This is a genomic window from Rhodospirillales bacterium RIFCSPLOWO2_02_FULL_58_16, from assembly GCA_001830425.1.
Taxonomy (GTDB): domain Bacteria; phylum Pseudomonadota; class Alphaproteobacteria; order Rhodospirillales; family 2-02-FULL-58-16; genus 2-02-FULL-58-16.
This window is the reverse complement of the sequence record MIAA01000016.1, coordinates 285,269-307,806: the sequence shown is the minus strand read 5'-3', so window position 1 is coordinate 307,806 and position 22,538 is coordinate 285,269. Positions and strand designations below refer to the sequence as shown.

Annotated in this window: 23 protein-coding genes; 19 read left to right on the top strand and 4 right to left on the bottom strand. The window is 59.5% G+C overall.

Annotation, left to right across the window (positions count from 1 at the left end; genetic code table 11):
• Positions 1-26 precede the first annotated feature (26 nt).
• Genes A3H92_03410 through A3H92_03385 form a run of 6 tightly spaced genes read left to right on the top strand, consistent with a single transcriptional unit; the run spans position 27 to position 7,534 of the window.
• Positions 27-2,783 carry a DNA gyrase subunit A gene (locus A3H92_03410; GenBank protein ID OHC75728.1) on the top strand — a complete coding sequence of 919 codons (2,757 nt, stop codon included), beginning with the start codon at positions 27-29 and terminating at the stop codon, positions 2,781-2,783.
• On the top strand, positions 2,783-3,283 hold the full coding sequence (locus tag A3H92_03405; protein ID OHC75727.1) for a pantetheine-phosphate adenylyltransferase: 501 nt from the start codon (positions 2,783-2,785) through the stop codon (positions 3,281-3,283). Before A3H92_03410 ends, A3H92_03405 begins: the two co-directional genes overlap by 1 nt.
• Positions 3,284-3,310: 27 nt before the next feature.
• Entirely contained in the window at positions 3,311-5,539 is a 2,229-nt protein-coding gene (locus A3H92_03400) for a DNA helicase II (GenBank protein ID OHC75726.1), read from the top strand.
• A complete protein-coding gene (locus tag A3H92_03395) occupies positions 5,536-6,423 on the top strand; it encodes a hypothetical protein (GenBank protein ID OHC75725.1) in 888 nt (295 codons plus the stop codon). Before A3H92_03400 ends, A3H92_03395 begins: the two co-directional genes overlap by 4 nt.
• 44 nt (positions 6,424-6,467) lie before the next feature.
• Positions 6,468-7,334: a metal-dependent phosphohydrolase gene (locus A3H92_03390; protein OHC75724.1), complete on the top strand. Its 867-nt coding sequence runs from the start codon at positions 6,468-6,470 to the stop codon at positions 7,332-7,334.
• Positions 7,331-7,534 (top strand): hypothetical protein, encoded by a 204-nt coding sequence (locus tag A3H92_03385; protein ID OHC75723.1) that lies wholly within the window; start codon positions 7,331-7,333, stop codon positions 7,532-7,534. The genes A3H92_03390 and A3H92_03385 overlap by 4 nt, the downstream gene beginning before the upstream one ends.
• On the opposite strand, the gene A3H92_03380 is transcribed toward A3H92_03385, so the two are convergent.
• On the bottom strand, positions 7,531-7,989 hold the full coding sequence (locus tag A3H92_03380; GenBank protein OHC75722.1) for a hypothetical protein: 459 nt from the start codon (positions 7,987-7,989) through the stop codon (positions 7,531-7,533). The genes A3H92_03385 and A3H92_03380 overlap by 4 nt on opposite strands.
• Positions 7,990-8,131: 142 nt before the next feature.
• On the opposite strand from A3H92_03380, the gene A3H92_03375 reads away from it, so the two are divergent.
• From A3H92_03375 to A3H92_03365, 3 genes are read left to right on the top strand one after another with little or no spacing between them, the layout of a single operon-like run.
• Positions 8,132-8,722 (top strand): hypothetical protein, encoded by a 591-nt coding sequence (locus tag A3H92_03375; GenBank protein OHC75721.1) that lies wholly within the window; start codon positions 8,132-8,134, stop codon positions 8,720-8,722.
• Between the two features lie 14 nt (positions 8,723-8,736).
• Positions 8,737-9,735: a transcriptional regulator gene (locus A3H92_03370; GenBank protein OHC75759.1), complete on the top strand. Its 999-nt coding sequence runs from the start codon at positions 8,737-8,739 to the stop codon at positions 9,733-9,735.
• 15 nt (positions 9,736-9,750) lie between these two features.
• Complete coding sequence (locus A3H92_03365; GenBank protein OHC75720.1) at positions 9,751-11,721, top strand: YgiQ family radical SAM protein; 1,971 nt, start codon at positions 9,751-9,753, stop codon at positions 11,719-11,721.
• Here A3H92_03365 and A3H92_03360 read toward each other — a convergent pair.
• Complete coding sequence (locus A3H92_03360; GenBank protein ID OHC75719.1) at positions 11,718-12,752, bottom strand: tRNA epoxyqueuosine(34) reductase QueG; 1,035 nt, start codon at positions 12,750-12,752, stop codon at positions 11,718-11,720. The two genes, A3H92_03365 and A3H92_03360, sit on opposite strands and share 4 nt — an antisense overlap.
• Positions 12,753-12,802: 50 nt before the next feature.
• On the opposite strand from A3H92_03360, the gene A3H92_03355 reads away from it, so the two are divergent.
• From A3H92_03355 to A3H92_03345, 3 genes are read left to right on the top strand one after another with little or no spacing between them, the layout of a single operon-like run.
• A complete protein-coding gene (locus tag A3H92_03355) occupies positions 12,803-13,495 on the top strand; it encodes a 7-cyano-7-deazaguanine synthase QueC (protein ID OHC75758.1) in 693 nt (230 codons plus the stop codon).
• Positions 13,492-14,127, top strand: coding sequence for a 7-carboxy-7-deazaguanine synthase (locus tag A3H92_03350; GenBank protein OHC75718.1), 636 nt, complete (start codon positions 13,492-13,494; stop codon positions 14,125-14,127). Before A3H92_03355 ends, A3H92_03350 begins: the two co-directional genes overlap by 4 nt.
• Before the next feature lie 2 nt (positions 14,128-14,129).
• Positions 14,130-14,507 (top strand): 6-carboxytetrahydropterin synthase QueD, encoded by a 378-nt coding sequence (locus tag A3H92_03345; protein OHC75717.1) that lies wholly within the window; start codon positions 14,130-14,132, stop codon positions 14,505-14,507.
• Here the strand turns inward: A3H92_03345 and A3H92_03340 are convergent.
• Entirely contained in the window at positions 14,493-15,011 is a 519-nt protein-coding gene (locus tag A3H92_03340; GenBank protein ID OHC75716.1) for a hypothetical protein, read from the bottom strand. The two genes, A3H92_03345 and A3H92_03340, sit on opposite strands and share 15 nt — an antisense overlap.
• Before the next feature lie 119 nt (positions 15,012-15,130).
• Between A3H92_03340 and A3H92_03335 the strand changes: the two genes are divergently transcribed.
• From A3H92_03335 to A3H92_03305, 7 genes are all read left to right on the top strand, one after another.
• Positions 15,131-15,598: a hypothetical protein gene (locus A3H92_03335; GenBank protein ID OHC75715.1), complete on the top strand. Its 468-nt coding sequence runs from the start codon at positions 15,131-15,133 to the stop codon at positions 15,596-15,598.
• Between the two features lie 149 nt (positions 15,599-15,747).
• Complete coding sequence (locus A3H92_03330; protein ID OHC75714.1) at positions 15,748-17,772, top strand: ligand-gated channel protein; 2,025 nt, start codon at positions 15,748-15,750, stop codon at positions 17,770-17,772.
• Positions 17,773-17,779: 7 nt separating this feature from the next.
• Positions 17,780-19,036: a hypothetical protein gene (locus A3H92_03325; protein ID OHC75713.1), complete on the top strand. Its 1,257-nt coding sequence runs from the start codon at positions 17,780-17,782 to the stop codon at positions 19,034-19,036.
• Complete coding sequence (locus tag A3H92_03320) at positions 19,033-19,518, top strand: hypothetical protein (GenBank protein ID OHC75712.1); 486 nt, start codon at positions 19,033-19,035, stop codon at positions 19,516-19,518. Before A3H92_03325 ends, A3H92_03320 begins: the two co-directional genes overlap by 4 nt.
• Positions 19,515-20,165, top strand: a complete 651-nt coding sequence (locus A3H92_03315; protein OHC75711.1) for a hypothetical protein — start codon at positions 19,515-19,517, stop codon at positions 20,163-20,165. The genes A3H92_03320 and A3H92_03315 overlap by 4 nt, the downstream gene beginning before the upstream one ends.
• Before the next feature lie 14 nt (positions 20,166-20,179).
• Positions 20,180-20,833: a hypothetical protein gene (locus tag A3H92_03310; GenBank protein OHC75710.1), complete on the top strand. Its 654-nt coding sequence runs from the start codon at positions 20,180-20,182 to the stop codon at positions 20,831-20,833.
• A gap of 1 nt (position 20,834) precedes the next feature.
• A complete protein-coding gene (locus A3H92_03305) occupies positions 20,835-21,245 on the top strand; it encodes a biopolymer transporter ExbD (GenBank protein OHC75709.1) in 411 nt (136 codons plus the stop codon).
• Between the two features lie 4 nt (positions 21,246-21,249).
• On the opposite strand, the gene A3H92_03300 is transcribed toward A3H92_03305, so the two are convergent.
• Entirely contained in the window at positions 21,250-22,446 is a 1,197-nt protein-coding gene (locus A3H92_03300; GenBank protein OHC75708.1) for an O-succinylhomoserine sulfhydrylase, read from the bottom strand.
• Between the last annotated feature and the right edge of the window lie 92 nt (positions 22,447-22,538).

Sequence of the window (22,538 nt, the reverse complement as noted above, 5' to 3'; positions counted from 1 at the left end):
ATGCTGATTTCATTGGATAATTTATTTTGACCACTCCTCCGAACACGCTGCCGACGCAAGACATCACGCTGATCAATATCGAAGAGGAAATGAAATCCTCTTATCTGGATTACGCAATGAGCGTGATCGTCAGCCGCGCCCTGCCCGATGTGCGCGACGGATTGAAGCCTGTGCATCGAAGAATCATCTACGCCATGAATGAAAGCGGCTATGTCCACAACAAGCCGTTCCGCAAGTCGGCCCGCATCGTCGGCGATGTCATGGGTAAGTATCATCCTCACGGCGACACCGCCATTTATGACGCCATGGTGCGCATGGCCCAGGACTTCTCCATGCGCCTGCCGCTCATCAAGGGTCAGGGCAACTTCGGCTCCATGGACGGCGACCGGGCAGCGGCCATGCGCTACACCGAGGCGCGGATGGACCTGTCGGCTCACGCCCTGATTGATGACATCGACAAGGACACCGTTGACTTCCAGGCCAACTATGACGAGACGGTCAAGGAGCCGACCGTTCTGCCGGCCCGCTTTCCCAACCTTCTGGTCAACGGCGCCGGGGGAATCGCCGTCGGCATGGCCACCAATATTCCGCCCCATAATCTGGGCGAGGTGATCGACGCCTGTTGCGCCCTCATTGATAACCCGGAAACAACCATTAACGAGTTGATCGAAAACCATGTTCATGGCCCCGATTTCCCCACCGGCGCTCAGATCATAGGCAAACAGGGGGCTATTTCGGCCCTGCTCACCGGCAGGGGTTCGGTGATCATGCGCGGACGCGCCGAGATTCAGGAAAACGGGAAAGACCGCTTCGCCATTATAATTTCCGAAATCCCCTACCAGGTGAACAAGGCGCGCATGGTCGAAATCATGGCCGATTGCGTGCGCGACAAGAAAATCGAGGGGATATCCGACCTGCGCGACGAGTCCGACCGCGACGGCGTGCGCGTAGTGGTGGAGATCAAGCGCGACGCCGTTCCCGAAGTGGTGCTGGCCCAGCTTTACCGCTACACGCCGCTTCAGACCAGTTTCGGCGTCAACATGCTGGCGCTGGACGGCGGCAAGCCGAAGATGATGAACCTTATGGACATCCTCGTCGCCTTCCTTAGTTTCCGCGAACAGGTTATCCGCCGACGCACCATCTTCGAGTTGGGAAAAGCGCGGGACAAGGCGCATGTGTTGGTCGGCCTTGCCGTCGCGGTGGCCAATATCGACGAGGTGATCGCCCTCATCCGCGCCGCCAAGGACCCGACTGCCGCCCGCGAACGATTGATGGAGCGCCCCTGGCCGGCGCTTGTTGTGGCGCCGCTTATCGCCTTGCTGGACGAGCCGGGGCGCGGCGTAACGGACGGCTGCTATAATCTGTCGGAAATCCAGGCCAAGGCCATCCTTGATCTGCGCCTGCACCGGTTGACCGGCCTTGAGCGCGGCAAGATCGGCGAAGACCTGAATGAACTGGCCGCGCAAATCGCCGGGCATCTGGCCATCCTCTGCTCCCGTGAACGGCTGATGGCGGTTCTCAAGGCCGAACTTCTCGAAATGAAGGAGCAGTTCGCCACCCCCCGGCGCACCACGCTGGAAGAAGCGGAGTTTGAACACGATATCGAGAACCTCATCCAGCGCGAGGACATGGTGGTCACCGTCTCCAACACCGGCTACATCAAACGGGTGCCGCTTTCCACCTATCGGTCCCAGCGCCGGGGCGGCAAAGGCCGCAGCGGCATGAGCACCCGCGAAGAAGATTTCGTCAGCCACGTTTTCGTGGTCAACACCCACACGCCCGTGCTGTTCTTCTCTTCCACCGGCATCGTCTACAAGCTGAAGGTCTATAGATTGCCGATCGGCTCCCCCACGGCGCGAGGCAAAGCCATGGTCAATATCCTGCCTCTCAAGGAGGGAGAGACCATCTCCACCCTGATGCCGTTGCCCGAGGATGAAAAAACCTGGAGCGATCTGTCCGTCATGTTCGCCACCGCTTCCGGCGGCATCCGGCGCAACCGCCTCAGTGATTTCACCAACGTCATGACCAACGGCAAGATCGCCATGAAGCTGGATGACGGGGACCGACTGGTCAAGGTCAGAACCTGCACCGAAGAAGACGATGTGCTGCTGTTTACCCGCGACGGCAAATGTATCCGCTTCCCGGTAAGCGATCTTCGCGTATTCACCAGCCGCTCATCCACCGGCGTGCGCGGCATCAAGCTGGCCAAGGATGATCAGGTCATCGGCATGTCGGCTCTCAAACATGTGAAAGCCGGGGTCGCCGAGCGGGATGATTACCTGCAGGCCGTCAACGCCAAGCGCCGTCTGACGGGCAGCGATTACAGCGAGAAACCCGAGGAGAAAGAACGCGACAAAGCCCTCGCCGCCCGGCTTGATGAGCCTTTCTTTATCGAAATGATGAAAAAAGAGGAATTTGTTTTAACGGTCAGCGCGGACGGCTTCGGCAAGCGGTCGTCATCCTATGAATATAGAATCTCCGGACGCGGCGGCCAAGGCATCGCCGGCATGAATCTCGCCCGCGATGGGGAAGACAGCCATGTCGTCGCTTCCTTTCCGGTCATCAGCACCGATCAACTGGTCATGGTTTCCAACGGCGGCCAGCTTATCCGGATGCCGGTGGAGGATATAAGTTGCGCCGGACGGACTACTCGCGGCGTCACCCTGTTCAAAACGGCGGCGGATGAACGGGTGGTCTCGGTAACCCGCCTCCGGGAAGGCGATAATGACGGCGAGGACGTAGAAAGCGGGGATGAGAGCGAAGACGAAGGAGAAAAAGAATAATGCGCGTCGGCATTTATCCCGGTTCTTTCGACCCTGTGACCAATGGTCATATCGACATCATTTCGCGGGCCGCGAGGATCGTTGACAAGCTGATCGTCGCCGTCGCCCTCAACACCGGCAAGAACCCGCTTTTCCAACTGGCGGAACGCGCCGCCATGGTGGCGGAGGATGTAAGGCCTCTTGTCGACAAGGGAATCTCCATCGAAATCATGTCTTTTAACGGCCTGCTCATTGATTTCGCCGATCAGGTTGGGGCCTCGGTGATCATAAGGGGCCTGAGGGCCGTTTCCGACTTCGAGTATGAATTCCAGATGGCCGCCATGAACGCCCGCCTCAACCCCAAGGCGGAAACCGCCTTCCTGATGGCCTCGGATCGCAACCACTTTATTTCATCGCGTTTCGTCAAGGAAATAGGCGCCCTCGGCGGCGATATCAGTCATTTCGTATCGCCCAATGTGGCCGCAAAGCTGCGTGAGCGTTTCTCCGGCGCCGGAAGATGACAGGGGATATTCCTGCACGTCGCCATCATGATGTCTGATCCTTTCGATCTTGTTGAAGCGCCGTTTGAACCCGCGCCGCCCTCCTACCTGGATACTCTGAACGAGACCCAGCGCCGGGCGGTGGAGGCCGTTGACGGCCCGGTGCTGGTGCTGGCCGGCGCCGGCACCGGCAAGACGCGGGTGTTGATCACCCGGCTTGCCCATATCCTGCTTTCCGGCAGGGCGTCGTCGTGGGAAGTGCTGGCGGTGACCTTCACCAACAAGGCGGCGCGGGAAATGAAAGAACGGGCAGCGGCGCTTCTCAACCAACCGGTGGAAGGATGGTGGGTCGGCACCTTTCATTCCGTCGGAGCGCGCATTTTACGCAATCATGTAGAACTGGCCGGTCTCCGTCCCGGGTTCACCATTCTTGACGAAGACGATCAATTGCGGCTGATCAAGCGTATCCTGGCCGCCCGCGACATCAGTGAAAAGAGTTGCCCGCCACGCGCCCTGCTTGGAATTATCCAGCGCTGGAAGGACCGGGGCCTGGAGCCGGGCGCCATCCCGGCAACCGAGAAATCCGAAATAGCCGACGGCGCCGGCATTGCCCTGTACTCTGAATACCAGGAGCAGTTAAGGACGGTGAACGCCGCCGACTTCGGCGATCTGTTGCTGCTCTGCATCAAGCTGTTTCGCAAGCACCCCGACATTCTGGCCCGTTACCAGGACAAGTTCCGCTACATCCTGGTGGACGAATACCAGGACACCAACGTCGCCCAGTACCTGTGGCTCCGGCTGCTGGCCCAAACCCGCAAGAACATCTGCTGCGTCGGCGACGACGACCAGTCCATCTATTCATGGCGCGGCGCCGAGGTCGGCAACATCCTGCGTTTCGAGACCGACTTCCCCGGCGCACGGGTAGTCCGCCTCGAATGCAACTACCGTTCGACGCCCCATATCCTGGCCGCCGCCTCCGGTCTTATCGCCCATAATGCGGGAAGGCTGGGCAAGACGCTGTGGACCAATCTGGACGAAGGCGAAAAGGTGCGGGTATTCGGCGTCCGGGACGGCAAACAGGAGGCCAAATCGATATGCGGGGAAATGGAGAGCCTTAAATCCGGGGGGGAGCCTCTTAACGGCATGGCGGTGCTGGTGCGCACCGGCGCCCAGACTCGTGAGTTCGAAGAACGATTAATCGTCGTCGGCGTTCCCTACCGGGTAGTCGGAGGCCTGCGTTTTTACGAGCGCCGTGAAATCCGCGACGCCGTCGCCTATCTGCGCGTCATCGCCCGGGGAGCCGACGACATGGCCTTCGAGCGCATCGTCAATCTGCCCAAGCGCGGTCTGGGACAATCCGCCCTGCACGCCGTCCATGCGCTGGCCCGGAACTCGCGCCTGCCGTTGACCGAAGCCGCCGGACAACTGGCAAAAACCGACGAGTTAAAACCAAAAGCCAGGGCCGCAATCGAGGCCCTGCTCGGCGACATCGAACGCTGGCGAACCTTAAGCGGTGAAATTCCGCCCGGCCGGTTGATCGCGCTGGTGCTCAGGGAATCCGGCATCATCGATATGTGGAAGGCCGATCCGGCCCCTGACGCGCCGGGACGAATCGATAATCTGATGGAATTGGAGACGGCGCTTGAAGACTTTCAAAATCTGAACGAGTTCCTCGAACATGTCAGTCTGGTGATGGAGATTGACGAAAACTCCGGCAACGACAAAGTGACGCTGATGACCCTCCACGGGGCCAAGGGGCTGGAGTTCGACACCGTGTTCCTGGCCGGCTGGGAAGAAGGACTGTTTCCTCACCAGCGGGCGCTGGATGATTTGAGAATGGGGGGAACGGGAGGACTGGAGGAGGAACGCCGCCTCGCCTACGTCGGGCTGACCAGGGCGCGTCGGCGGGCGCTCATCTTTCACGCCGCCGGCCGCATCGTCCATGGCCGCTGGCAGAGCGCCTCGCCTTCGCGCTTCATCAATGAACTGCCTAAAGATCATATTACCGTCTCCGCCGACGGCGGACTTTACGGTTCCGGCGGCGGCGAAGGCTTTTGCGAGGAAACGTCCGCCTTCCGGCCGGGGCGATGGCTGCGTAGCCCGGCATCCCCCTCAAAAATGAAATCAACAAACAACAACTTCAGGGCCGGAGCGCGTGTCTTTCACCAAAAGTTCGGATATGGGCGCGTCATCGCCGTGGACGGCGACAAACTGGACATCGACTTTGAAACGTCCGGCAGCAAGAAAATAATGAGCATCTTCGTGGAGGCGGCGTGAAAGACGCCGACGCCGACACATGGCGGGTCGAGGTCGCCGCCGACAATAATACCGTAAAGGCTTTCGAGTCGGCGCTTGATCCGTTTTGCACGGCCGTTTCCTGGTTTGTCTGCGGCGACGGACCACAATGGAGCATTGAGGGCTACTGCGAGGCCATGCCTGATCGGCAAGCCCTGATCGCCGCCCTGACCGAGGCTGCATCCGCGATTAACGCCGCCCCTCCCAAGATATTCATCCATCGGCTTAAACCACGCGACTGGGTCGCCGAAAACCTGACCATTTTTCCGCCCGTCGAAGCGGGGCGATATTTTATTTACCCCACCTTCCACAAAGGCAAGGCGCCGCCGGGACGGGTAAGCCTGTGCCTTAATCCCGGCGCCGCTTTCGGTTCGGGCGAGCACGCTTCCACCGGCGGCTGCCTGCTGGCCCTGGACCGGCTGGCGCGGCGGCGGCGGTTCACCTCGGCTTTGGACCTGGGCTGTGGCTCGGGCATTCTTGCCATGGCCGTCGCCGGAACCTGGCGGGCAAAAGTAATTGCCTCCGATCTCGACGCAAAGGCGGTATTGGTAGCCCGCGACAACATACGCCGCAACCGGATGGGACGGCTGATCCGGGCAACGCAAAGCGACGGCTACCTGTCGCCGGTCATCCGCGAAGGCGCGCCGTTTGACCTGATCGTCTGCAATATCCTGGCCGGCCCTCTTCGCCGCATGGCCGCCGACCTTGGCCGCCATCTGAAGAAACGCGACGGCGTCGCCGTGCTCGGCGGCTTTTACATAAGAGACGCCAACCGGGTGCTTGCCGCCCACCGCGCCCAGGGCCTGAGATTATTATGCCGCATTGACATCAACGACTGGCGGACGCTGGTGTTGGCGCGGCCATGATGTTGGTGTACTCTAACGGCGGATATAATAAGGACGCAGGGATAATGTTCAATCCGACGACTCTTGTCATTGACACTTTTGTCGATGCGCTCAAGGACAACTACGAGCGCGTCTACGGACTGCTGGATGCGGAGTTCGCCGGCATCATACGTTTCGTCGGCCGCATCGCGCTGGAGAACATCGCCAACACCGACGCCGCCTACCATGACCTCAATCACACCATCATGGTCACCCAGGTCGGCCAGGAAATCATCAGGGGCAAGCACCTGATCGAAGGCGGCGTGACGACTAAAGACTGGATGCATTTCGTCATCTCTCTGCTGTGCCACGACATCGGCTATGTGCGCGGCATTTTGAAGGGCGACGCCTGCGGCTCCTATGTGAAGAATCTTGACGGCGAGACGGTGGAACTGGATCACGGCGCCACCGACGCCGCCCTGACGCCTTATCATGTACATCGCTCACGGCTGTTCGTGCGCGAACGCTTCGGCGGCAACCCCGTCATCGACGTCAACATCATCGAGGCCAATATCCTGAACACCTGTTTCCCGGTTCCCGGCGGCGAAGACGGCGGTAAAGACAAAGGCTATCCCGGCTTGGTCAGGGCGGCGGATTTAATCGGGCAACTGGCCGACATCGGATACGAGCGCAAGCAGAGCGCCCTGTTTCACGAGTTTCAGGAGACCGGAACCGCTGAAATCCTCGGCTTCAAGTCGCCGGGAGACCTCCGCGCCGCCTATCCTAAATTCTTTTGGGGAGCCGTTTCGCCCTATATCAACGACACCCTGCACTATTTAAGCGTCACGCAGGACGGCAAGCAGTGGATCGCCAACCTGTTTGCCCACGTTTTTGCCCAGGAACACGGCGCCCACGGCCTTGGCCCCCTGACAATGATGAAAGATAATAAATGAAGTGGCTTTTTTTTCTGGTGATCTGCCCGCCGACCGGCATGGATTACTGCGAACCGGTGTGGAACGACCAGCTTTTTGAAACCCTTGCCCAGTGCGAACAGGCCATGGAATCCGCCGCCTGGCAGTACAAAGACAGCGAGTACATCGTTATGCGGGCCGCCTGCCGCCAGAAGAAGGACGAAAAGAAAGACGACAACTAATCGGTTCCGCGCACGGCAACCGACTTGATGGCGTCTGGATCAATGTCGAGGAGGGAACAAATCCGATTAATGCTCGTCGCCTCGGCCTCGTCAACAACGCCGTCGGCTTCACTGATCGTCTTGCAGATCATCACCACCATGGCCGCCTCTTCCGGATCGCCCTTGACCGCTTCAATCGCCTCCATCGCCTCGGCCGGCCCCGCCTCGTGATCATCTCGCAGCTTGGAAACGTAATCCGAGAAAATCTCGGCGGCATGATCGGTATTGTAGATACTCAACGTATCCAGAATTTTTATCAGCCGTTGGACACGAAGGCTCTCGCGGCGACTTGCCTCGCCGTCGGCAACCGCCACTATCGCCGCCGCCGCCATGCTCGCTTTGAGAATAGGCAGCTTGCGCGCCCTGACCTTGTTCTTTTGATGATGGGCGATAAGAATGTCGATAAAGCCGGCCATAATTAACCCCCCCCCTGTCTATTTTTGCTTGATCACTTTACCCGCCGCCTCTCGTCTTAGCAATACGAGGGCATGTTTTCTCTTGGCTGTCATACACGATCCGGTATAGTCGGCGTCTGCCTTGAGAGCCTTGCCTGTCGCCATGGAGGATAAAATGACAATAACCCGGCGTTCGGTATTTCTTGCCGCAGGGATGGCGGCGCTGGCCGCCTGCGCCGCCGAGGAGGGAGTGATCGCCAATCCCATGCCTACGGCCTGTCTGGCCAACAGCGGCACATACCTTAAAGGGGTAGATTGGAGCAAGGCCGAGGCCGTTCACATAACCTACCGCAACGGCAGATATACGCCGTTGATAACCAACCTGGCCGTCAACAAACCCTACATCGTGCGCGTTGCCAACAAGGATGAAACCCTTCGCGGCTTCAGGGCCAGGGAGTTATTCAGCTCGGTCGCCGTGGCCAAGGTGTCTCATGACGGCAAGGAGGTTGCCGGAAACTGCCCCGGCGCCGTCAACATCGCCCCTCTCAAAACGGCGGAGATCAGGCTGGTGACCGTCGAGCCGGGCGGCTATTATTTTACCGATGATCCCATCGTTTTCGGCGACGCCTACCCGGACAGTCTTGCCCTGTCCCCGGCAATGCCCGACCCGAAAAATAAATTCTTTTTCCAGGAAGATATCGCCGTCGGCTCCGGCGGAGCGGAAAGAGCCTTCGGCATACTGGCCGTAAAGTAACAAGGCCTATGCCCATGGCGGCGGCGAAAAAGAAAGACCACTGGATCGGTTTTGATCTTGGCGGCACCAAGATGCTGGCCTGCGTCTACGGCAACGATTTCGTCGTCAAGGGCCGGAAACGCAAAAAGACCAAAGCCCATATCGGCGCCGAAGCCGGCTTGCAGCGCATGATCAAGACCATCAACGAGGCCCTCGTCGACGCCGGAGTCGCCCCCGACCGGTTGGCCGGAATCGGCATCGGCTGTCCGGGGCCGCTCGACCTGGATCGCGGCATAGTGCTCGAAACTCCCAACATGGGATGGAAAAATGTCCCCGTCGCAAAGGTCATCCGCGCCGCCTTTAATTGTCCCGTCGTCATCGCCAATGACGTGGACGCCGGGGTCTACGGCGAATACCGCTTCGGCGCCGCCAGGGGGGCGCGTTGCGTGGTCGGCGTCTTCCCCGGAACCGGCATCGGCGGCGGTTGCGTCTACGAAGGGTCGATCATTCGCGGCAAGATCGGATCATGCATGGAAATCGGCCACCTGCCGGTGACCGCCGACGGCCCGCTTTGCGGCTGTGGGCGGCGCGGCTGCCTGGAGACCTACGCCGCCCGTCCGGCTATTGCCGCCGCCTGCGCCGCCGCCGCCCGCCGGGGCGAGGCTCCGCGCCTGATGGAAGCCGCCGACGGCGACATGAATGACATCCGCAGCGGCGCCATCGCCGCTTCCATAAGGGCCGGGGACGCGGCTGTCGAGCGCATCGTCCGCGAGGCGGCGCGGCGCATCGGATGGAGCATGGCCGGGGTTGTCAATCTGCTGGCCCCGGACGTGGTGCTGCTCGGCGGCGGATTGGTCGAGGCGATGCCCGACATCTTCCGCTCCGAAATCGAATCCGCCATCAAGGCCCGCGTCATGTCATCCATGGAGGGAATCTTCAAGGTCGCCGTCGCCGAACTGGGCGGCGACGCCGGCGTCACCGGCATGGCCGCCTGGGCCGAATATATCGTCGAGAACAGAGGTGATGGTTCATAAGTCGCGGCGTCCGGCATGATCAAGGCGAAGAATCTTTTCGGCTATCGCCCTTATTGGGCGCGGCGTTTCGGCGTTGCGCCGTTTTTGCCCATGTCGCGGGACGAGATGGACAGGCTGGGCTGGGATTCATGCGACATCATCCTGGTGACCGGCGACGCCTACGTCGATCACCCCAGCTTCGGCATGGCCATCATCGGCCGTTTGCTGGAAGCCCAGGGGTTTCGCGTCGGCATTATCGCCCAGCCCGACTGGTCGAACGCCGAGGCCTTCACGACGCTGGGACCGCCCAACCTGATGTGGGGCGTGACCTCCGGCAACATGGATTCGATGGTCAATCGCTACACCGCCGACCGCCGTCTGCGCCACAACGACAGCTATACGCCGGAAGATGAGGGCGGCAAGCGCCCGGATCGCGCCGTCATCGTCTACGCCCAGCGTTGCCGCGAGGCTTTTCACGATGTCCCCATCGTCATCGGCGGGATCGAGGCGTCGCTGCGCCGCGTCGCCCATTATGACTACTGGTCGGATAAAGTGCGGCGCTCCATCCTGATCGACAGCAAGGCCGACCTGCTGGTTTACGGCAACGCCGAGCGCGCCATAGTCGAAATCGCACACAGAACGGCCAAGGGAATCGCGCCGAAGAATATGCGCGACATTCGCGGCGTCGCCTTTGCCTGCAATTCAATGAACGGCGCGGAATGCGCCGCCGTGATTCGCCTGCCGGGTTACGACGAAGTGACGGCAAAACCTGAGCTGTATGCCCATGCGTCGCGCATCCTGCATCAGGAAAGCAACGCCGGCAACGCCCATGCGTTGATTCAGAATCAGGGCGGGCGGGAGATATGGCTCACCCAGCCGCCCATTCCCCTGACGACGCCGGAGATGGACGGCGTTTACGACCTGCCCTATGCCCGTGCGCCGCACCCGGCATATGCCGGAAGGCGCATCCCGGCATGGGAGATGATCCGTTTTTCCGTCAACATCATGCGCGGCTGTTTCGGCGGCTGTACGTTCTGCTCCATCACCGAACACGAAGGCCGCGTCGTTCAAAACCGTTCGCCGGACTCGATCATCAAGGAAATAAAAGACATCCGCGACAAGGTGGAAGGTTTCACCGGCCATATCTCGGACCTCGGCGGGCCGACGGCCAATATGTACCGTATGGCCTGCAAGGACGACGATATCCAGGCCGTATGCCGCCGCTTGTCGTGCGTTTATCCGGTCATTTGCCGTAATCTGGACATCGACCACGGCCCGCTTATCGAACTTTACCGAAAAGCCCGCGCCGTTGACGGCGTCAAAAAGGTGCATATAGCGTCCGGGTTACGCTACGATCTGGCGGCGGAAAGCCCCGCCTATGTCAAGGAACTGGTCACTCACCATGTCGGCGGCTACCTGAAAATCGCCCCGGAACATACCGAGCCGGGTCCGTTGTCCAAAATGATGAAGCCGGGCATCGGCGCTTACGACCGCTTCAAGAGAATGTTCGATCAGGCGGCGAAGAAAGCCGGCAAGGAGTACTACCTGATCCCGTACTTCATCGCCGCCCACCCCGGCACGACCGACGAAGACATGATGAATCTGGCCATGTGGTTGAAGAACAACAACCTGCGCGCCGATCAGGTGCAGACCTTTCTGCCCTCGCCCATGAGTCTGGCCACCGCCATGTATTATTCCGGGCGCAACCCGCTCAAGCCGGTGCGCCGCAACGCCGGCGAAGAGGTAAAGACCGCCAAAGGATTAAAACAGCGCCGATTGCACAAGGCTTTCCTACGCTATCACGACGCTGAAAACTGGCCGCAGATTCGGGAGTCGCTGAAAAAAATGGGCCGTCAGGACTTGATCGGACCCGGCAAGAAACATCTGGTCCCCGCATGGCAGCCCAAGGGCACAGGCGGCGACGGCGGCGAGGGAACGCGCACCGGACGCAAGCACGGCGCACAGAAATTTCTTACCCGACACGCCGACAAAGCCGAAAAACATTAAAATCGTTCCAGCGCCCGTTCGGCCGCCTCGCGCACCAGGGCTGAATCGTCATTCAGCAACTTCTCGGCAATCTTGGCAAGAGAAGGGTCGCCGCTGTTGCCGACGGCGATCAGGGCGTTGCGTACCATCCGGTCCCGGCCGGTGCGCTTGAGGGGGCTTTTAGCGAAGCGACGACGGAAGGCGGCGTCATCCAGCGTCGCCAACTCGGCCAGAGAGAGGTCGGCGGCGCCCTCCCTGGGCTGAAATTTTCCCTCTCCGGTCGGCGTAGCGAACTTGTTCCACGGACACGCCGCCAGACAGTCGTCGCAACCGAAGACGCGATTGCCCATCCTTGCCGCCAATTCGAGATCGATGGAGTCCTTATGTTCGATAGTCAGGCAGGAGATGCAGCGTCGGGCATCCAAACGATACGGCTCGTAAAGGGCGCCGGTGGGACAGGCGTCGATGCAGGCCCGACACGAACCGCACCGATCAACCCCCGCCTTGTCCGGCTCCAGTTCGAGAGTGGTGAATATCTCGGCAAGGAACAGCCATGAGCCGAACTCAGGCGAGACCAGACAGGTGTGTTTGCCTTGCCAGCCCAGACCGGCCCGCGCCGCCAACGGCTTCTCCATTACCGGCGCCGTATCGACGAACACCTTGACTTGGCAGGCGTAGGTCTTGACCATCCAACGAGCCAGATGCTTGAGACGTTTCTTGATAACGTCCTGATATTCATGCCCTTGGGCGTAAACGCTGACCGCGCCCTTGGCCGGATCGCCATGGGCCTGCCGGGGATCGCCTTCAGGTCCGTAATTAACCCCCAGCACAATGATGTTCTGCGCCTCCGGCCACAAGGCGGTCGGCGTTGAGCGACGCCCGGCGGTTTCGGCCATCCACTCCATCGAGCCGTGATTTCCTCGCGCCAGATAAGCCTTCAAATGGCGGCGGTTAGCCTCGTCGTCGGGCGCATCGACGGCGGCGCAAAAGGCCACGGCGTCAAAGCCCAGCGCCGATGCTTCGGCGCGAATGGCTTGTTTCGCTTTTTTCATTATCGTCTGCGCTCTATCATAAAATCCCGAAAACCAATAAAAGCACGATTATGAGAGAAAAAACAAAGGCCGTGGTGCTGCTCAGCGGAGGACTGGATTCCGCCACCGTGCTGGCCATCGCCATGAACATGGGGTTTGAGGCCCATGCCCTGACCTTCCGCTATGGTCAGCGCCACAGCCTGGAGATTGAGGCGGCCCGCGCCGTCGCCGCCGCCGCCGGCGCCGCTGAACACAAGATCGTCGATATCGGCCCGGAAGCCTTTCACGGCTCGGCGCTGACCGACGGCGTAGAGGCGCCCAAGGGACGCTCGGATGAGGAAATGAAATCCGGCGTGCCGGTGACTTATGTTCCGGCGCGCAACGTCATCTTTCTTTCCTATGCGCTGGGCTGGGCCGAGGTGATGGCCGCCGATGACATCTTCATCGGCGTCAACGCGCTGGACTATAGCGGTTACCCCGATTGTCGCCCTGAATTCATCGCCGCCTTTCAGGCAATGGCCGATCTCGCCACCAAGGCCGCCGTCGAAGGAGGGCGCAAAACCACCATCCATGCGCCGCTGATCAACCTCACCAAGGGGCAAATCATCATTCGGGGCCTGGAACTCGGCGTTGACTACGGTTTGACCTTGAGCTGCTATGATCCCGGCCCCCGCGCCGTCCCCTGCGGCGAATGCGACGCTTGCCGTCTGCGTCGCAAGGGCTTCGCGGAGGCGGGGCTTGCCGACCCGGCTGATACGCCATGAGCTACGCCGTAAAAGAAATGTTTTATTCCCTTCAAGGCGAAGGGGCGCAAAGCGGACGCGCCGCCGTCTTTTGCCGCTTTGCCGGCTGCAACCTGTGGTCGGGCCGGGAAGATGACCGGGCCTCGGCGACATGCTCCTTTTGCGACACCGATTTTATCGGCGTTGACGGCGGCGGCGGCGGGCGCTTCAGGACGGCGGACAAACTGGCCCGCGCCGCGTTCGCCCTGTGGCCGAAGACAACAACGGGCCGACCGATGGTGGTGTGCACCGGCGGCGAACCTTTTCTTCAACTCGATAAAAAACTGATCGCCGCTTTTCATGACGCCGGTTTTGAAGTCGCCGCCGAGACCAACGGCGCCCTGCCCGCGCCGGACGGGCTGGACTGGGTCTGCGTCAGCCCCAAGGCCGGGAGCAACCTTGTCCTGACCGCCGGCGATGAGCTAAAGCTGGTTTATCCCCAGCCGGACGCCGATCCCCGATGGTATGAAAACCTTGACTTCCGGCACTTCTTCCTTCAGCCCATGGACGGCGCGGAATTGGCGAAGAACACCGAATCGGCCATGCGCTTCTGTCTGGAGCGTCCCAAGTGGCGTCTTAGTCTGCAAATACAGAAACAACTCGGCATCAGATAACCATGGACATCTACAAGACATTCACCTTCGAGGCGGCTCATCGTCTGCCCAACCTGCCTGCAAACCACAAGTGCTCGCGGCTGCACGGCCATTCATTCCAGGCCGAGATTCACGTCGCCGGCGATCTTGACCCCAAGCTCGGCTGGGTGATGGACTTTGCCGACGTCAAGGAAGCCTATGAACCCATCCGCCTGCGGCTGGACCACTACTATCTCAACGACATCGAAGGGCTGGAGAATCCCACCAGCGAAATTATCGCCCGCTGGATATGGCGAAACCTGAAACCCCGCCTGCCCAAACTGTCCAAGGTGGCGATCCGCGAAACCTGCACCGCAGGCTGCGTCTATGCGGGCGAGGACGAGAATCTAAACCCCCAGTAACGCATCGACTTCAGCCTGATCCAGGGCGTGCTCGCTGCCGTGGATATTGGCGCTGGCCATGTCCATAATCTTTTGGATGCTGTGCGAGGCGTCGGTCATAAGCAGTCTCAGCCTGTCGTTATCGCCGGAGGCCACGGCGTCTTCGGCATTTTTTACGGTCATGGCGATAAAACGGTTAATGGCGGCGATGTTGGCCTCGAAAGGCGTGCGGTATCTGGCGGGAACATATTCGTAGGCTTCGATGGCCATATCCTTGCCGGCGAACGTGCTGTCGCGAAAGTGATCCTGATATGATTTGGGGCGCCATTCCCGCGCTTCTTCAAGCAGCTCCGGCATATCGGGAATCATCTCGATGGTCATGACGATCTCGTTAAAATGGTTGAGATAGTCGGTGGCGAGAAGAGTCTGCTCGTTAAGATTGGCGGCCTTGGCCTTCTTCTGAAAGGCAAGAAATTTCTCGGAATCGCCCTCGGGAGGGTCATGACTGTTTGTCGCATCGCTCATTTTGTTTCCGTTTATATTCGGCAAAACAAACCTGGAATACGCGAATCTGGTCCATGCCGTCAGGCAGGTCAACTCTTTTGGGGATGTCCGACTTTACTTGGGCATCGGCCCGATATAGATTGGCGCGCATGCAGCTTGGTGATCATAATATAATCGGTTCAGCCGGGGGCCGCCTTTTCTTCGGGCGGCGCCTGGGCCGTCGGCTGACCTCATGGCTGCTGACGTCCGTACTCGCCCTCAATATTCTGGCGGCGTCGGCCCTGCCCGGCGCCAAGATCGGCAATGCCCAGTCACCTTCCAAAGACCGGACATCATTCAGCGTATTCTGCACGGCGAATGGTCCCCAGTTAGTCAAGGTCGACGCAAACGGGATGCCCGTCCCCAACGAAAAAGCCGCAGAAAAACTCTGCGATTTCTGTCTGCCGTTCTCGAAACTTGTTTTACTCGCGCCGCAACAAACAATCGATTCTTCGGCGCTCGACCTCACCGTCGCCCGCCTGCGCTTTCCGATTATCGGCAGCGCCGACGCCTCCGCCGTTCCGGCCGGACCTCTCCAGCCACGCGCCCCTCCCTCCCTTTCCGCTTAAATCCATAAGTTAAAGCGTCTTTGACGTTGTCAGCCCGCGACCGGGCCTTGCGCCTGTTTGCGCACGACTTCCGCAACAGACGCATAAGCGGAAAACCATAACCATCTAAATGGAGGGGGCCTCCTGTGAAACACATTAGTAAAGCGCTTATGGCGACAACCGCCATGATCGCGATCTCCAATCCCGCCTTCAGCCAATCGGCGACCGAACTGCCGGCGGTAACCGTGGTCGGCGCTCCCCTGAATGAAAGCCTTACGGTTCCGACGACGGAGCAGGCGCAAGAAGAAATCCGGCGGACGCCGGGCGCCGTTGAAGTGATCGCCGATACGGTCTTCAAGAACGGGCCGGCGGCCACGCTCAAGGACGTGCTGGACTATGTCCCCGGCGTGTTCGTTCAGCCGAAATGGGGCGCCGACACCAGACTTTCAATCCGTGGCTCCAGCTTGTCCCGCAATTTCCACTTACGCAGCATCCAGTTGTATATGGACGGAATCCCGATCAACACCGCCGACGGCTATGGCGATTTTCAGGAGATCGATCCCGGCGCCTATCGGCACGTTGATGTCTACAAGGGTGCAAATGCGCTTCAGTTCGGCGGCAATTCGCTGGGCGGAGCCATCAATTTCGTCACCCCCAGCGGACGCGACGCCTCGATTGCCGCCGTCAGCGCCGATGTCGGCAGCTTCGGCTTCAACCGTCAGCAGGCAAGTTCCGGAGCGGTTGTCGGGCCGGTTGATTACTTCGTCACCGCCGCCCGTCAACAGCAAGAAGGTTGGCGCGATCATACGGGGGGCGATTCATATCGCGGCTCGGTGAATCTGGGCTATCAACTGACGCCTGACATCGAGACGCGCTTTTATGTCAACGCCAACAATGTTCATCAACGCATCCCCGGCGAAGTAACAAAAGCCGCCGCCTTGTTATTCCCGGAGGGAGGAGCGAACGCCAATAAAACAAACGATTATCAACGTAATATCGATACGGTTCGAGTCGCCAATAAAACGACGCTGCGCTTTGAATCGACGACCGTCGATTTAGGGGCGTTCGGCGTTGATCGACAACTGCTGCATCCCATATTCCAGTTGATCGACTACAGTTATAAAGACTATGGCGGTTTTATCCGGGCGGTAGACGGGCGGTCAATTCTCGGCCACAAGAACAGGGCCGTTGTCGGATTCAATATTATCAACGGCAGGATCGACAACAGACAGTACGCGAACGCAAAAGGGCTAAGAGGCGCTCTCCAGTCATCATCATTTGATTCGTCGGAAAACTATATCGCCTATGGAGAGGACTCATTTTCCATAATTCCGAACGTGGCGGTCGTCGGCGGCTTGCAATTCCTCCATGCGGTGCGCGACCGGAAGGATACCTTCCTGTCCAACGGCGATGCGTCGGGTCGCAACAGCTTCAGCCTTTTGAGTCCCAAAGTAGGCCTGTTGTGGGATGTGGACCCCGACTGGCAGGCCTTCGCCAATATTTCCCGCAGCGCCGAAGTTCCCAGTTTCGGCGAAAGCGGCGGAGCCGCCGTTCCGTTCACCACCGTCAAGGAACAGACCGCCACGACATACGAGGTCGGCACGCGGGGGCAACGGTCAAACTACAAGTGGAATCTGGCGGCCTATCGGGCGGAAATACATAACGAATTGCAATGTCTGCAAAGCGCCGTCGCCGGGTGTAATGTAACGAACGTTCACAGGACCATTCACCAGGGATTGGAATTAGGCGGCGGCGCCGATTTTCTCCATGACCTTTTCAGCCAAAAAGATAAAATAGGGCTGAATCTTGCTTATACGTTCAATGACTTTACGTTCGACAGCGACCGCAACTACAACGACAACCAGCTTCCGGGAGCGCCTCGTCATTTCCTTCGCGGCGAAATGCTCTACAAGCACCCGATCGGTTTATCGATCGGACCGAATATGGAATGGGTGCCTAAAGGCTACTACGCCGACAACGCCAATACGCTGCAAACCGATCCTTATGTGATCTTCGGAATGAAGGCCGTTCAGGATTTCAATGAGAACGTCTCCGCGTATGTCGAGGGTCGTAATCTCGGAAATACCGCCTATATCTCCAACGCAAGCGTGATTAACCGGGCCACCTCGGCTTCCGCGCAGTTTAATCCCGGCGATGGCCGATCCGCTTTTGCCGGCATTCGCGCCAAGTGGTGATCGGATAATGAAAAAAATGAAATACATCCTGCCGACTATTTTAAGCCTGTCTGTAACCGGCGCCGGCCTTGTCATGAGCGGCCAAGCGGTCGCCCATCAGCCCAAACACGAAAAAGCCGCTTCTGAATGTGTCGGCCCGCAAGCCGAACCGTCACCGCGCTGCGCCGAAACGCCGACGCCCCTGTTCGACGCCAAGGGGCATCTATGGCTGACATGGACGCAAAACGGATATGTATATGTTGCCCGCTCTGAAGACGGCGGCGCGTCGTTCGCCGCGTCGGCCAAGGTCGCGCCCAAGCCGCTCGACATCGAAAAGAACGGAGAAAACCGTCCCAAGATAGCGGTCTCGCCGGACGGCTCGCTCTATGTCGCCTTCACTGTTAAAGGCGAGCAGAAATACTCCGGCATTGTTTATTTCAGCCGCTCGACGGACGGCGGCAAGGTTTTCTCCCCGCCGGTCGTCATCACCGACGAGGACAAGCCGGTGAGCCAGAGCTTTGAAACGCTTAACGTCGGCGCCGACGGCCGCATCCATATCTCATGGATCGACAAGCGCGATAGAGAGGCGGCCAAACAACAACAGAAAAAGTACGCCGGTTCCGCCATTTATTACGCTTATTCCGACGACGGCGGAAAAAGCTTTTCCGCCAACATAAAGCTGGCCGATCACAGTTGTGAATGTTGTCGAATCACCATGGCTATTGACGGCGCCGGATCGCCTGTGATCGCCTGGCGGCATGTCTTTGAAGGCAATATCCGCGACCATGCCTTGATGAAACTGAACGCCGACGGCTCCCCCGGTCGCCTGACGCGGGTAAGCGAAGACCTCTGGAAGCTTGACGGCTGTCCTCATCACGGCCCGGCGCTTGCCATCGGCGACAACGGCGTTTTGCACATTGTCTGGTTTACCGACGGCGCGGCGCGCAAGGGGCTGTTTTACGCACACTCCGAAGACGGAGGCAACGCCTTCTCCGCGCCCTACGGCTTCGGCAACCGTTCCAACCGGGCGGCGCGCCCTCATGTCCTGGCCGCCGGAGGAAAGACGTTCGTGGCATGGAAGGAATTCACCGGCGAGACCGGCGAAATTTTTGTCATGGAATCAGGAGATGACGGACGCACATGGTCAAAGCCGTTACGCATTTCGACCACCGCCGACACATCGGATCATCCGCTGCTGGTTCATGACGGACGCTCAGTTTACCTGTCGTGGGCGACGCTGGCGGAAGGCTGGCGCTTGTTCAAAGTGGGCGGAAACGCGCCATGATGCGGACTTTGGGGTTAGTCGTGTTTCTTCTTGCCTCTACCGCCGTTGCCGCACCGGCAGAGGAAACAATAGTACGCCCTTTCGTTCGCGGCAGCTTCGCCGCCATCGTTGAGGCCGGACGGGGCCGGCCCCACATCGTCAACTTCTGGTCCATCGGTTGCCCGCCTTGCCTTGCCGAGATGCCGATATTGAAAAAAATACTGGAGAGCGGGGCGGATGTCCGCCTGACCATGGTTTCCACCGATGCCGAGAACGATATCCCGCGCATTCTCCGAACACTGGAAAAATACGCCCCGGCAAAGGCCGAAAAATGGGTTTTTGCGGATACCTTCGTCGAGAGGCTGCGCTACGAAGTTGATAAGAACTGGAGCGGAGAACTTCCGCGAACCTACCTCATCGGAGTCAACGGAGAGATCAAAGTTGAATCCGGCCTCCTTGATGAGTCCGCCCTCTCGAAATGGCTTGAGGGGCAAGTAAAATGACCGCGTTGCGAACGTCGATATCGCTGGGAATAGCCGTAGTTTTTCATGCAGGCATCGCCTTCGCGCTTTATCAGCAAACTCTCCCTTCAACTTCGACGTCCATTGAAGCCGGTAATTTCGAGGTCGTCGATCTGCCCGCGCCGACGCCTGTCCCGGCGCCGAAGGCGGAGCCTGAACCTGAAACGGCGAGGCAATCCGAACCCGTTAAAGCCGAAGTCGCGGAACTGAAAGCGCCGATCCGCAAGCCGCATCCGCCCGTGAAAGATACATTGCCGAAAGAGGAAACATCAACGCCGAAACCGGAGCCGACGCCTGCGGCCTCATCAACGACCGTGGCGCAGAAGGACGAATCGCTCTCTTATGTTCCTCCCGACAACAGGGCCGCCTATCTTCAGAATCCCCATCCTTTATACCCCGCCCAGGCGCGGCGAAAAGGCCTGCAAGGCGCCGTCCTGCTAACGGTGGAGGTCAGCGCCGAGGGCTTGCCGTTAAGCCTGACCGTGAAGGAAAGCTCCGGGGTTAATCTTCTTGACGACGCCGCCGTCGAATCGGTCCGGCGCTGGAAATTCGTCGCCGCCACCCGAGGCGGCAAGCCGGTCGCCGCCTTCGTCGAAATCCCCATCCGTTTTGTGCTTCAAAACAGTTAGTAAAGGTCCGTTCAATGGCGGTTGAAAATATTTCCTGGCTTGCATGGTGGAGTGAAGCGGACTGGATCGTGCGTCTGGTTTTTCTTTTATTGCTCGCCCTTTCGCTCGCCAGTTGGACCGTTATTGTCTTCAAGGTCTGGCAGTTCGCCTCGATTCATCGTCATGAACGACGCCTCGGCGTCGGAATAATCGGCGGCGCGCCGCCGGCGAATCTGGCCGCCGCCTTGCCCGAACATGTTCCTTCAGTCCATTTGTTGCGGGCGGCCGACGGCGGCGGCGCGGCGGTTTTTAATGCCGGCGACCGTAGCCGAACAGAGGCGGTTTTCTCGCACATCCTTAAAGAACGCCGCATGGAAATGGAAAACTTTCTCACCCTTCTTGCCACCACCGGCAACGCCGCGCCCTTTATCGGCCTGTTCGGCACGGTATGGGGAATCATGCACGCCCTGCAAGGGCTGGGGGGCGACGCCGCCCTCTCTATGGATATGATCGCCGGTCCGGTCGCCGAGGCCCTGACGGCAACGGCGGCGGGTCTGTTCGTCGCCATTCCCGCCGTGGTCGGGTATAACCTGCTGCTGCGCCGCCTGAGACGCATCATGGGCATTATCGAAGGCAACGCCATGCGCATCCTGGACGCCTTTTTTCCTCCTGCCGAAAGGAAGAGCTGAAATGGCGTTCAATATTGACGGCGGCGATTTTGACCAACCGCTCTCGGAAATCAACGTCACCCCGCTGGTGGATGTCATGCTGGTTCTGCTGGTGATCTTTATTATCGCCGCGCCGCTGATGGCCCAGGCGTTGAGAATCGATCTTCCCCGCGTTGCCGCCGCCGCGTCGCAAGACCCGGAAGTCGCCGATCTGGTCATGCGCAAAGACAAAAGCCTGGAGCTTGACGGATCGCCGATCACTTACGGCGAACTGCATAACGTCCTGAGCGGAATGGTGCGGACCCGTTCCGAAAAGCTGGTGCTGCGGCTGGGCGGCGACGCGACGCTTCCCTACCAGGACATCACCGAACTGCTGTCCCTGGTTCGCAATTGCGGCATCACCCGGATCGCCTTCGCCACGCAAAGTCCTTAGAGCATCAGCCCAGCGCCTGATTCAGATCGTCCTTGATGTCTTCCACGTCTTCCAGGCCCACCGACAGGCGGACCAGGCCGTCAGTGATGCCGACCTTGTCGCGTTCTTCCTGGGTAAAGCGCATATGGGTGGTGGTCGCCGGGTGAGTGGTCAGACTCTTGGCGTCGCCGAGATTGTTGGATATGTCGATCAGCTTCATGGCGTTGAGAACCTTGAACGCCGCCGCCTTGCCGCCGGGAACCTCGAAGGTGACGATAGAGCCGCCCTGACCGCTCATCTGCCTCATCGCCAGTTTATGCTGAGGGTGACTCGCCAATCCGGGATAGATTGCCTTAACAACGGCAGGATGGCCTTCCAGATGGCGGGCGACGGCCAGCGCGTTTTCGCAATGGCGGGTCATCCGCAGCTCCATGGTCTCAAGACTCTTCACCATCACCCAGGCGTTGAACGGGCTGATGCAGGGGCCGGTATGGCGGACAAACGGAATCAGCAGGTTGTTGAAATAGTCCTCGTTATTGGTAAGGACGGCGCCGCCCATGCACCGGCCCTGGCCGTCGATGTGCTTGGTGGCGGAGTAGACGACAATGTCGGCGCCGTATTCTATCGGCTTTTGCAGCACCGGCGTGGCGAAAACGTTATCGACCACCAGAAGGGCGCCGGCGGCGCGGGCCAGATCGCTGACCGCCTTGAGGTCGATGATCTCCAGCGTCGGATTTGACGGCGTTTCCAGAAACACGGCTTTGGTTTTTTTCGATAGGGCCGCCTTCCATTGATCAAGGTCCAGGCCGTCCACCAGTTGACACGTTACGCCGAAAGCGCAAAGCACCTTGTCGATGATGATCTTGCACGATCCGAACAGGGCGCGTGACGCCACCACCCGGTCGCCGCAGCTTAGTTGACAGGCCAGCGAGGCAAAGACGGCGGCCATGCCGCTGGAGGTGGCGAAGCAATAATCGGCGCCTTCCAGCAGCGCCAGCCTTTTTTCGAACATGGCGACGGTGGGATTGGCGTAGCGGGAATACTGGTAGCGCGAAATTTCGCCCTTGAAGGTCCGCTCGGCCTCCTCGGCGGATTTATAGACGTAGCCCGAGGTCAGAAACAGGCCCTCGCTGGTTTCGTCAAAGTCGGATCGTTGCGCTCCGCCGCGAACCAGCTTGGTCGCCGTGCGCCATGATTTCTTTTTGGATTTGCCGCCGCCCATAACGATTACTCCACGCTTCAATTTAAATTACATCATAAAGAGGCGCTTATAGTTTTGCCAATGGAACGAAGGCCGGGTAGGATAGTAATCAG

Excerpts from the sequence above, each read along its gene's own strand:
- A3H92_03405 (OHC75727.1), top strand. The coding sequence starts at position 2,783 with ATGCGCGTCGGCATTTATCCCGGTTCTTTCGACCCTGTGACCAATGGT.
- A3H92_03400 (OHC75726.1), top strand. The coding sequence starts at position 3,311 with ATGATGTCTGATCCTTTCGATCTTGTTGAAGCGCCGTTTGAACCCGCG.
- A3H92_03390 (OHC75724.1), top strand. The coding sequence starts at position 6,468 with ATGTTCAATCCGACGACTCTTGTCATTGACACTTTTGTCGATGCGCTC.
- A3H92_03385 (OHC75723.1), top strand. The coding sequence starts at position 7,331 with ATGAAGTGGCTTTTTTTTCTGGTGATCTGCCCGCCGACCGGCATGGAT.
- A3H92_03380 (OHC75722.1), bottom strand. The coding sequence starts at position 7,989 with ATGGCCGGCTTTATCGACATTCTTATCGCCCATCATCAAAAGAACAAG.
- A3H92_03375 (OHC75721.1), top strand. The coding sequence starts at position 8,132 with ATGGAGGATAAAATGACAATAACCCGGCGTTCGGTATTTCTTGCCGCA.
- A3H92_03370 (OHC75759.1), top strand. The coding sequence starts at position 8,737 with ATGGCGGCGGCGAAAAAGAAAGACCACTGGATCGGTTTTGATCTTGGC.
- A3H92_03365 (OHC75720.1), top strand. The coding sequence starts at position 9,751 with ATGATCAAGGCGAAGAATCTTTTCGGCTATCGCCCTTATTGGGCGCGG.
- A3H92_03360 (OHC75719.1), bottom strand. The coding sequence starts at position 12,752 with ATGAAAAAAGCGAAACAAGCCATTCGCGCCGAAGCATCGGCGCTGGGC.
- A3H92_03355 (OHC75758.1), top strand. The coding sequence starts at position 12,803 with ATGAGAGAAAAAACAAAGGCCGTGGTGCTGCTCAGCGGAGGACTGGAT.
- A3H92_03350 (OHC75718.1), top strand. The coding sequence starts at position 13,492 with ATGAGCTACGCCGTAAAAGAAATGTTTTATTCCCTTCAAGGCGAAGGG.
- A3H92_03345 (OHC75717.1), top strand. The coding sequence starts at position 14,130 with ATGGACATCTACAAGACATTCACCTTCGAGGCGGCTCATCGTCTGCCC.
- A3H92_03340 (OHC75716.1), bottom strand. The coding sequence starts at position 15,011 with ATGAGCGATGCGACAAACAGTCATGACCCTCCCGAGGGCGATTCCGAG.
- A3H92_03330 (OHC75714.1), top strand. The coding sequence starts at position 15,748 with ATGGCGACAACCGCCATGATCGCGATCTCCAATCCCGCCTTCAGCCAA.
- A3H92_03325 (OHC75713.1), top strand. The coding sequence starts at position 17,780 with ATGAAAAAAATGAAATACATCCTGCCGACTATTTTAAGCCTGTCTGTA.
- A3H92_03320 (OHC75712.1), top strand. The coding sequence starts at position 19,033 with ATGATGCGGACTTTGGGGTTAGTCGTGTTTCTTCTTGCCTCTACCGCC.
- A3H92_03315 (OHC75711.1), top strand. The coding sequence starts at position 19,515 with ATGACCGCGTTGCGAACGTCGATATCGCTGGGAATAGCCGTAGTTTTT.
- A3H92_03310 (OHC75710.1), top strand. The coding sequence starts at position 20,180 with ATGGCGGTTGAAAATATTTCCTGGCTTGCATGGTGGAGTGAAGCGGAC.
- A3H92_03305 (OHC75709.1), top strand. The coding sequence starts at position 20,835 with ATGGCGTTCAATATTGACGGCGGCGATTTTGACCAACCGCTCTCGGAA.
- A3H92_03300 (OHC75708.1), bottom strand. The coding sequence starts at position 22,446 with ATGGGCGGCGGCAAATCCAAAAAGAAATCATGGCGCACGGCGACCAAG.